This is a genomic window from Streptomyces albidochromogenes, from assembly GCF_005981925.1.
Lineage (GTDB): Bacteria > Actinomycetota > Actinomycetes > Streptomycetales > Streptomycetaceae > Streptomyces > Streptomyces albidochromogenes.
In genome coordinates this window covers 1-9825 of record NZ_VBVX01000258.1, presented here as the reverse complement: position 1 = coordinate 9825, position 9825 = coordinate 1, and the positions used below count along the sequence as shown (strand labels likewise).

The window sequence follows — 9825 nt, the reverse complement described above, 5'->3', positions numbered from 1 at the left end:
GGGGTGGGGGGTGAACACGTACCGATTCCTTCCGGGGCGCCAGACGGGAACGCGGTTTCCGCTCGCAAAAGGGCAGCCCGGCGTCGGCCAATTCCTCGGTGAGGCACTAATGAGGTCGACCGGTGCGGAATTCCCGAGCGGGGTGAATGGATTGGACCAATGCCTCTGGTGAGGTAGCTCACCCTCGCACAAGTGACTCATGGGAAACAAGGCGCGCGAGTGATCTCCATTCTCCCCGGAATGGAGAGCGAAGGCCGTTACCGGCGGTATCCGCACCCACTTTCGAAAACCACATGCGGCTCGGCCCGTTGGGGCCCGGCGCGGCCCTCATTCGGCAGTAACTCGACGGCGATGTCGTGGAGACACTGGTTCGCCGTGACGGGACTTCTTCAAGGTGCGGGCAACCACGGGGACTGCGACAATTGTTGGAGCCGTACCGTCGTGCCCTGTCCTTCGGACGCTGCCCGGCCGCACAGGCCCCCGTGCGCTGTCCGGCGTGGAATACAGGGCGTAGGGACCCGGGTTGGGGCCGACATGGCAGACACACATCTCGACCCGCACGCGCTGCTCGCGCGCAGTCGGCTCGGCGTACTCGCGACGATCAAGGCCGACGGCCGGCCCCAGCTCTCCCCGGTGCTCCCGGCATACGACCGGGACGCCGGTGTCGTCCGGGTGTCGACGACCGTGCGGACGGCCAAGGTGGCCAACCTGCGTCGCGACCCGCGTGCCGCGCTGGAGGTGACCGGCCCGGACGGCCGGGAGTGGGCCACCGCGGAGGGCACCGTCACGCTCGTCGGGCCGGGCACCGACCCGGACGGTCCCGAGGTCCAGGCGCTGGTGGACTACTACCGCAGCGCCGCCGGGGAGCACCCGGACTGGGACGAGTACCGGTCGGTCATGGTGTCCGACCGGCGCGTACTCATCAGCATGACGGTCGACAACGTGTACGGCGCAAGCCTGCGGTGACGGCCGGCTCCTGCCCGTGCGCCTGGCGCGGCCCCGCGTGTCGTGGGAATGAGGCCGTGTAGAGCCCTGGAGGGCGGTGTGTGCCGTGGTTGAGCATCGGATTCTGGGGCCCGAGGAGGGCGAGCTCTACCAGCCGGCCGGCGCGTGCGGGGACCGGTTCCTGATCGACAGCGGCGAGTGCGACGGCCGCTTCGCACTGGTCGAGCACCGGCTGCCGCCCCATGTGCTGGCGGCCCCCGTGCACAAGCACACCCGGGAGGACGAGTACAGCTTCATCCTCGACGGTTCGGTGGGCGCGCGGTTCGGTGACGAGGAGGTCGTCGCCGGGCCCGGTGACCTGGTGTTCAAGCCCCGCGACGAATGGCACACGTTCTGGAACGCGGGGGACACGCCGGCTCGGCTGCTGGAGATCATCTCGCCGGGCGGCCTGGAGGAGTTGTTCCGCCGGATCGACCGGCTGAGCGAGGAGTTCGGACCCGAGGAACTGGAGCGGGAGGCGCGGGCGTACGGCTGTTTCGTCGACATGCGGGCGACCATGGCGCTCATCGAGCAGCGTGGCCTGGACTTCTGAGCCTGTTGTGACGCCTGTCGTGACGCGGGAAGGGGCGGGGAGAGCGTGTCGCTCTCCCCGCCCCTTCCCGGGGGTGCGTCAGGCGTGGTCGCCCCACACCGTGTTGAGCTTGCTCTGGTAGTAGAGCGGGGTCAGACCGAAGACGAAGGCGAGCAGCAGGCCGACACCGCCGGAGCAGTCGGCCGTCACGCCGGCGGCGCGCTGCGCCTGGGCGATGCGGGAGCCGGTCTTCACGATGGAGACGAACGGCGGGACGATCAGGAACGAGCCGAGCGTGAGGGCTACGACCGCCATGCCGGGGTTGACCTCAATGGTCGGGTCGATCGCCTTCACCTGCTTGTTGACCTTGTAGTACCAGACGAGCCAGTAGATGCCGAAGGTCACCAGGGTGAGCAGCCAGGTGACAACCGGGCTGGCGGGAGCGCCGGCGGGCGCGGACGTGCGGACGTCGGTGGACATCAAATTCCCCACTTGCTTGCTGTGCTTCCTGCCGCCCGTTCTGGCTGAGCCACCCCACGGGGGCAGGGAGTGATGAGTGTGTCGCCTCACGTGGCAGCTGATGCAGCTGTTTCGAGGGAGGCTTACGGAGCGTACGGGGTCCGAGCATGCCAAGGATGAGCGTGGGCATTACAAGTTCATTACAACGCGCATATCGGGGGGATGTGGTCCGGCGGCGCGTGCGAAGCGGCCCGTGCGAACCGGCCGCGCGCGCCCAGGACTCGGGCGCGCGACGGCGGTGAGGGGGCGTCAGCGGTACGTCAGGGGTACGTCAGCGGAACGGCAGCGCGGGAACCGAAGCTGGTCGGCGGACCAGGTGCCCGCACCTGGCGTCGACCGCAGCGACCGCATCACACGGGGAGCACCACATGCGTACCTTCAGCCACCGTCCTGCCGCACTCGCCGCGTCCGCCGTGGCCGTCCTCAGCCTGACGCTCACCGCCTGCGGCGGCGGTGACAGCACGAAGGACCACGGTGCCGCCGAGTCCGTCCCGGTCGACGGCCGCGACGCGGGGGAGAAGGACGACGCCACCTCCGGCATCGGCACGTCCGGTTCGGGCACGTCCGGTTCGGGGACTTCCGGTTCGAGCGCGTCCGGCTCCACCGGCTCCGCCCAGCAGGCCGGTTCCGGGCACAAGGCCCGGGCCAAGGCCAAGCACGGTTCCCGGCACAGGCCCGGTTCGCGGCACAAGGCCGCGGCCAAGTCCGGGTCCCGGGCCCCGGACTGTGCCGTCGACGACGTGAGGATCTCCGCGGCCAAGCAGGACGGCGTACCGACCACGCACCTCACGCTGACCGCCACGAACGTCTCGGGCCACGCCTGCACGCTGCTCCAGTACCCGCTGATCGCGTTCGGCGACGTACCGCAGACCGCCAAGGACGTCCCGCCCGTGGCCAAGAGCAGGCCCGCCGCCCCCGTCGTGCTGAACGCGGGTGCGCCGGCGTACGCGGCCGTACGCCTCAACCAGGGCGGCGTCGACGACAACAGCCGGGTCGTCACCTCCTTCCACGTCAACCTCTTCGCCGCCGACGGCCCGGCCGAAGGCAGCAAGACCGTCGCCGCGCCCAAGGGCGGCATCGCGGTCGACGACGCCGCCGCGAAGACCGGCTACTGGACGCACGAGCTGCGCGACGGCGCCGACGACTTCTAGCACTCCGTACGCCCGCCCCCGACCGGCCGGTTGGGCGTACCCGACCGGCCAGCAGTCCCCGGGCCCGGCCGTCCGGACGCCGTACCGGCACACCGGCGTGTGCCGCCACGGCCGTCGGCACCGGGCCCCATCCGCTCCGCACAGGAGGCACAGTGCAACGACGTACTTTTCTCACCGGAACCCTGCTCGGCGCGGCGTTCGCCGCCGGACTGCCGGCCGGCGCGTCGGCGGCCGAGGCGAGGGTCACGTCCCTGGACGCCCTCCAGAACGCGATCGACCGCGCGGCGCCCGGCGATCGGATCGTGCTCGCCAACGGCACGTACACCGTCCCCGCGGGCGGCGCCATCAGCGTCTTCGGCAAGGACGGCACCACCGCCCAGCCGATCACCATCACGGCGGAATCCCGCGGCGGCGCGGTGCTCCAGGGCGAGCGCGGCTTCGTGTTCGCCGATTCGAGCAACATCACGGTCAGCGGCTTCTCCTTCCGCCAGCGCACCACCCTGGAGATCCCGGCGAGTTGCCCCCGCATACGGCTGACCCGCAACGACTTCCGGTTCGCCGACATCAGCGGACTCGACTGGGTCGTCGTGCGGGGCGACGACGCCAAGATCGACCGCAACCACTTCCACGAGAAGACGACCGAGGGCATCTTCGTGGTCGTCGACGGCCCCGGCTCGACGGCCGTCGCCCAGCGTCTGCACGTCTTCAAGAACCACTTCTCCGACCACCGCTTCGCCGGCGCCAACGGCGGCGAGCCGATCCGGCTCGGCGTCAGCAGCCGGGCGCTGTCCAGCGCCCACGCGGTCGTGGAGTACAACCTGTTCGAGCGGTGCGACGGAGACCCCGAGACCATCTCGGTGAAGTCCTCCGACAACACGATCCGCCACAACACGATCCGCGACAGCCTCGGCGGCATCGTGCTGCGCCACGGCAACCGCTCGACGGTGGACGGCAATTACCTGCTCGGCGGTACCGACGGTCTGCGCCTGTACGGCAACGACCACCTCGTGGTCAACAACTACCTCGGCGGGCTGACCGGCCGGGCCCTGACGATCGGCAGCGGCACCACCCGCGATCACCACGCGGGCGAGACGACCGAGCAGAGGCGCGGCAACGACGCCTGCGACCGTGCGGTGATCGTGCACAACACCCTGTTCGGCAACGCCCGTACCCTGACCGGCGAGACCCGCGACCACGAACCCCGCGACGTGGTCGTCGCCGACAACCTGCTCGTCGGCGACGCGGGCAGTCTCGTCGCGATGGGGAGGACCACCGGCTTCACGTGGCAGAGCAACATCCTGTGGGGCGCGGCGTCCGACGGCAACCTTCCCGCCGGCGGTTACGTCAGGACCGACCCGCGACTCCAGCAGGCGTCCGACGGCGTGTTCCGGCTCGCGGCCGGCAGCCCGGCGATCGGCGCGGCGACGTTCGCCGGCGTGTCCGTGACCGAGGACATCGACGGCCACCCGCGCGGCAGCGCCCGCGACATCGGCGCGGACGAGTACGCGACGTCCGCACCCGTGCGCCGCCCCCTCACCGCGGCCGACGTGGGCCCGAACGCGTCCTGAGCGGCCACCCGTGACGGACCGTCCGCGCCCTCGCGCGTACGGCGTCCGCTCCGACCGGTCCGCCCCCGCCATCCTCCGCGGCGGGGGCGGACCCACCAACCCACCCCGCGGTGGCCCCGGGCGGCGTACCCCACGTCGTCAGCCCACCACCAGCCACGTGACGAGTACGCTCGCGCCCACCAGGAGCAGGGCCGCCGCGACGACGAGGCAGCCCACCGTGCGCTTGGCGGACGCCCACACGGCCGACGGCAGCTGCCGAGGGTCCCCGGCGCGGGCCCTGCGCGTGTTCGCGCGCAGATGGAACGTGACGGCGCGCAACAGCCGGGTCCTCAGGCGCGGCGGCGGCTCGGAGGGGACCGTGCCGGCGAAGACCGTACGGCCGACGTTCACGATGGTGCGCCAGACGCGCTTCACCCCCCGGCCGTCGTCCCTGCCCGGAGGGGGCGTGGCCGAGAGCAGCCGCAAGACCGTCTCCACCAGGCGGCGCATGGTCCCCTGGCCGTCGTCGGACCGGGCGACGCGGTTCAGGATGTCTCTGTCCGACCTCTTCAGATGGGTGAGGTGGCGCTTCATCCAGCGCAGTGCCCGGGCCTTCTCCTCGGCTTCCCCGCCCGCCTTCCCGCCCTCGGCGGGGGCCTCCGCTCGGAGAATGGCCCAGTGGAGCCGCTCCTCGAAGCTCTCCCGCTGCTCCGACGTCAGCTGGTTGAAGAGGGACAGCAGGTGGTGGGCGGCGTCGAGGCGCCCCCAGACGAAGTCGGACCTGCGCCACTGGGCGTCGACGAAGGCCCCGAAGTGCTTGAGACGCAGACCGTAGAGCTTGCGGTCGCCCAGCTCGGCGAAGCTGTCCACGTTGAACAGCGGCCCCATGGCGTCCGGGCTGAGGCGCAGGAACTGGAACTCCGGCGGGAGCGGCTGGACCAGCTTGGCCGGGGTGTCGTACACCCGGGTGACGACCTCGATGGCGAGACACACCGAGATGGCCTTCTGGGCGGTCCAGCCCGGGTTGATCCCGGCCTGCGTGAGCGCCTGTACGAAGTCCATGCCCGCCGACGACACGAGCGTGCCCAGCATCGCGGGCACGTCGAGGTCCTCGTAGAGCTCGTCCAGCAGCGTCGCCAGCGTCTCGTTGCTGTCGTCACCCGCCGTGCCGATCCGGGTCTGCAGCTGCTCGTCGAGCGCCTCGCTGATCGCCATGGTCTTGCGGAGGGCCTCGGTGACCAGGTGGTCCCCCTTGAGAAGCGCCGTCTGGGCCGGCGTGAGCGTCTTCTGCCCGGAGACGCCGTGAGCGTCGATGCTGTGCCGCAGGTGGACGCTGAGGCACTGGAGCAGCCGCTCGGCGGTGGCGAGTCCCCAGCGCCACGCGTCCCACGGGCCCTGGAGTTCGTCCCGGTCCCAGCGCGGAACCCAGTTGAAGCCGGCCTTGTCCACGCTCAGCAGGCGGTCGGTGGCCTCCGGATCGTCTTTCGGCATGTCGAAGGAGGACACGGAGTGGGACCCGGCGATATGGCGGCGCGCCTCCGTGATCAGACCGTGCGCACGATTGCGGCGGTACTCGCCGAGCAGATTCCACGCGGAATCGTTCAAGTAGTCCGCCAGGCCGTTGTTCTTCCTGGCCCGCGCGAGCAGGTCCGACTGCACGTTGTGGGCGCGGCTGCGGAACCTCGCCAGCATTTCCTCCGTGCCGGAGCGCAGATTGGCCTCACCGGGGTACCGGACGGCGTTCAGCGCGACGCTGATGAGCGAGTTGTCCTCGCACTCCCCGTTGGGCGGCTCCGGTTCGCTCATGCCCACGGACGGTACGACGTAGACGAGTACGCGCCGGATGGGACTGTCCACAATCCCCCGGCCGGTGATGGCCTCCAGCACCGGCTCGAACGGGGCGTTGTTGAGCACGCCCCCGTCCATCACACAACTCGCCGGGAAGCCGAGCCCGTGCCGGGGCCGCACCCGGTGGCCGAGCAGGGGGAGTTCGCTGACCGGCGGGAACGCCGCCGGGAAGCCGGCGGAGGCCCGGGCCGCCAGGGCCAGTACGTCCGTGCACGCCGGGGAGAAGTCGTCGGGCTCCTCCGAGATGAACTCCCACCTGGTGTCGTCCCGCTGTTCGTAGCCGAACCGGGTGCCGTAGCGGAACCGGTAGAGCCGGCGGTGGTCCGCGACGTCGAAGGGGTTGCCGAAACTGTCGCTGTGCGGAAGGTCGCGGCCGTCCAGAGCGGTGGCGGTCACGAACAGGTCGACGGGCGTGCGCAGGTACGCGTCGGACCGCTCGATCTCGTTGATGGCCTCCAGCGCGTCGCGTGTGAAGACCTCACCGTTGAAGACACTCGTCCTCGACGGCGCTTCGAGCAGCCGGTCCAGCGCGGCGGACCGCTCCCACGTCTCGCGCAGCGACGGCAGGGCCCTGCCCCGCGCGATGGCGGTCGCGAGCAGCATCCCGTTCAGCCCGCCGGCGGACGTCCCCGATACGACGTCGATGGTCACCTGAGCACCGGCCGCGGCGAGCACCTCGCCCCAGATCCCCTGGACGAGGTCGTCCTCCCGCTCTTCCTCCCCGGCCCGCTGGGACGCGCGACGCAGCAGATCGAGCTCGTGGGTCACCCCGCCCATCCAGACAGCGAGGCTCACTCCGCCGTTCATGACCAGGGCCAGGCGGATCTCGTGGCGCGCGTGCGGTGCGGACTTCTCTGTCGTCATGATGCGAGCCTGGCCAGACTTCGGCCCCGCGCCGAGTTCCGCGAGCCGTGTGCCACCGCGTTTCCCACCGATGGTCCACCAGGAGTACGACGCTCGGGCCGCGCCCACCGCGTGTGCCGCCCGGCGCGGGGTCCTCGTCGCGAAGTGGCGGGTGCCCTCGGGGGACCCTAGATTTGTGATGACCGGCCGCGGGTGAGCCGCGAGCGCACCTCTGGAGGTGCGCGGCGGTGGAAGGGGGCGTCTCGTGCCATCGGACCGCCCGGGGGGCGAGCAGACGCACGGCCCCTTCCGGTCCGAGCCGGGCACCCTGCTCGAACATGTTTCCGTGGCCGTTTTCGGCATCGACGACGACGGTCTGGTGTGCCACTGGGGGCCCGGCGCACGGGACCTGTTCGGCTACGAACCCGCCGCCGTCCTGTCGCGGCCCGGCGCCCTCCTGTTCGCGGACGAGTCGGGCGGCGCCTCGGCGTCGTGCGAGCGGATGCTGGAGCGCGGCCGGGCCCAGGGGTACTGGCGGGCCAGGCTGACGGCCCGGCACCGCGACGGTACGGCCTTCGAGTGCGGCTTCCGGGTCTTCCCGGTCGCCGGGGCGGCGGACGGCTCGGTGGTGATGGGGCTGGCGAGCCGCAGCGACGAGCTCGACCGCGTGAAGACCAACCTCGCCTTCCTCGACGCGCTGTTCGAGACCTGCCCCATCGGCCTGGTCATGCTCGATCCGGATCTGCGCTACGTCCACCTCAACCAGGCGCTCGCCGACATGGACGGCCTGCCCATCGAGGCGCACCTCGGACGGCGTACGGACGAGATCATGATCACGTCCGACGCGGGAGCGTACGCACGGATGCTCCGCGCCGTCGCCGCCGGCGGGCCACCCGTCGTGGGGGCGCTGGTCGGGTTGCGCACCGCGGGACATCCGGACCGTGACCAGGTGCGGTCGGTGAGCTTCTTCCCGCTGAGCCAGGCGGCCGGTACCCGGGCCGGGGTGGGCGGCCTCATGGTGGACGTGACCGACCGGGAGCAGGCCATCCTGGAAGCCACCGCGGGGCGCCGGCGGCTCGCCCTGCTCGACCGGGCGGCCTCCCGCATCGGCACCACCCTCGACGTGAGCCGCACGGCGCGGGAACTGGTCGACACGGCGATGCCCGACTTCTGTGACGGCGTGGTCGTGGAGGTCGTGGAGTGGCGGGACGAGACCGAGCGGCTCGACCCGGATCTGCCGCTGGTCACACGGCGCATCGCGTCCGGCACCGTCCTGCCGCCGCCGGCGCCGGAGCTCGTGGGCGGGGTGGACACGGTGACCTACCCCGCCGGCTCCGTCATCCACGACATGCTGCGCACGGGCCGCCCCGTCTCGGCCGACGTGGACGCGGAGTTCGTGGCCAGGACCGTTCCCCTGGAGTCGCGCGCCCGGCTGCTGGCCGAGAGCGGACTGGCCTGCATCGTCGTCGCTCCGCTCATCGCCAGGGACACGGTCCAGGGCATCGCCATGTTCGGCAGGTCCGCCGCCCGGCCCGCCTTCACCCAGGACGATCTGAGCCTCGCCGGCGAGCTCGCCTCACGCGCCGCGATCTGCCTGGACAACGCCCGCCTCTACAGCCGGGTGACGGACATCGCGCTCACGCTCCAGCGCGCCCTGCTCCCCAGCGCGCCGGCCACCGGCCCGTACGTGGAGGCGGCCCACCGGTACGTACCCGGCAGCAAGATCACGGAGGTCGGGGGCGACTGGTACGACGTGATCAACCTGCCCGGCGGCCTGGTCGCCCTCGTCGTGGGGGACGTCATGGGGCACGGCGTCCCGGCCGCCGCGTCCATGGGCCGCCTGCGGATCACCACCAAGGCGCTGGCCCGCTACGCCCCCGAACCGGACCAGCTGCTGACCCGGCTCGACGAGTGCGCCCAGGAGGCAGGCATCGAGCTGGCGACGTGCCTGTGCCTGGTGTACGACCCGGCGACCGGCCGCGCCCGCGTCGCCGGCGCCGGGCACCCGCCGCCCCTCCTGCTCCGCCCGGACGGCGCGGTGGAGAGCATCGACGCCATCGTGGGCGTACCGCTCGGCGTCGGCGGCTTCCCCTACACGGCGATCGAGGTCGAACTCCCCGAGGACGCCGTCCTGGCCCTGTACACCGACGGGCTCGTCGAGGCCCGCGGCCGGGACATCGAGGCCGGCCTGGACGCCCTGCGCGCCGAGCTGGGGCGAGTGCGCGAACCGCTGGAAGCGACCGCGGACCGGATCCTCGCGACGCTCCTGCCCGACCCGCCCGCCGACGACACGGTCCTGCTGCTCGCCCGCGTCCGTCGCGGCCCGCCGGACGGACCGCCGGAGGCCGGCTGACGTCCGCGGCAGGCCGGGGCGCGGTCCGTCAGGTGAAGGTGCCGGGGG

Annotated in this window: 7 protein-coding genes; 5 read left to right on the top strand and 2 right to left on the bottom strand. The window is 71.7% G+C overall.

Annotated elements, in window-relative coordinates; genetic code table 11:
- The first annotated feature begins 534 nt into the window (after positions 1-534).
- On the top strand, positions 535-966 hold the full coding sequence (locus E2E34_RS26255) for a PPOX class F420-dependent oxidoreductase (RefSeq protein ID WP_138904393.1): 432 nt from the start codon (positions 535-537) through the stop codon (positions 964-966).
- A gap of 85 nt (positions 967-1051) precedes the next feature.
- Positions 1052-1537, top strand: coding sequence for a cupin domain-containing protein (locus E2E34_RS26250; protein WP_208765344.1), 486 nt, complete (start codon positions 1052-1054; stop codon positions 1535-1537).
- Positions 1538-1615: 78 nt separating this feature from the next.
- Here E2E34_RS26250 and E2E34_RS26245 read toward each other — a convergent pair whose 3' ends face one another.
- On the bottom strand, positions 1616-1996 hold the full coding sequence (locus E2E34_RS26245) for a DUF4234 domain-containing protein (RefSeq protein ID WP_138904392.1): 381 nt from the start codon (positions 1994-1996) through the stop codon (positions 1616-1618).
- Between the two features lie 407 nt (positions 1997-2403).
- On the opposite strand from E2E34_RS26245, the gene E2E34_RS26240 reads away from it, so the two are divergent.
- The gene (locus tag E2E34_RS26240) at positions 2404-3186 is read left to right on the top strand and encodes a DUF4232 domain-containing protein (protein WP_138904391.1); all 783 of its coding nucleotides are present in this window, start codon (positions 2404-2406) and stop codon (positions 3184-3186) included.
- 152 nt (positions 3187-3338) lie between these two features.
- The gene (locus E2E34_RS26235; protein WP_138904390.1) at positions 3339-4754 is read left to right on the top strand and encodes a polysaccharide lyase 6 family protein; all 1416 of its coding nucleotides are present in this window, start codon (positions 3339-3341) and stop codon (positions 4752-4754) included.
- Positions 4755-4892: 138 nt separating this feature from the next.
- On the opposite strand, the gene E2E34_RS26230 is transcribed toward E2E34_RS26235, so the two are convergent.
- A complete protein-coding gene (locus E2E34_RS26230) occupies positions 4893-7445 on the bottom strand; it encodes a DUF3376 domain-containing protein (protein ID WP_167518392.1) in 2553 nt (850 codons plus the stop codon).
- A gap of 244 nt (positions 7446-7689) precedes the next feature.
- On the opposite strand from E2E34_RS26230, the gene E2E34_RS26225 reads away from it, so the two are divergent.
- Positions 7690-9777: a SpoIIE family protein phosphatase gene (locus E2E34_RS26225; RefSeq protein WP_138904388.1), complete on the top strand. Its 2088-nt coding sequence runs from the start codon at positions 7690-7692 to the stop codon at positions 9775-9777.
- Positions 9778-9825: the final 48 nt, after the last annotated feature.

Excerpts from the sequence above, each read along its gene's own strand:
- E2E34_RS26240 (WP_138904391.1), top strand. The coding sequence starts at position 2,404 with ATGCGTACCTTCAGCCACCGTCCTGCCGCACTCGCCGCGTCCGCCGTG.
- E2E34_RS26230 (WP_167518392.1), bottom strand. The coding sequence starts at position 7,445 with ATGACGACAGAGAAGTCCGCACCGCACGCGCGCCACGAGATCCGCCTG.
- E2E34_RS26255 (WP_138904393.1), top strand. The coding sequence starts at position 535 with ATGGCAGACACACATCTCGACCCGCACGCGCTGCTCGCGCGCAGTCGG.
- E2E34_RS26245 (WP_138904392.1), bottom strand. The coding sequence starts at position 1,996 with ATGTCCACCGACGTCCGCACGTCCGCGCCCGCCGGCGCTCCCGCCAGC.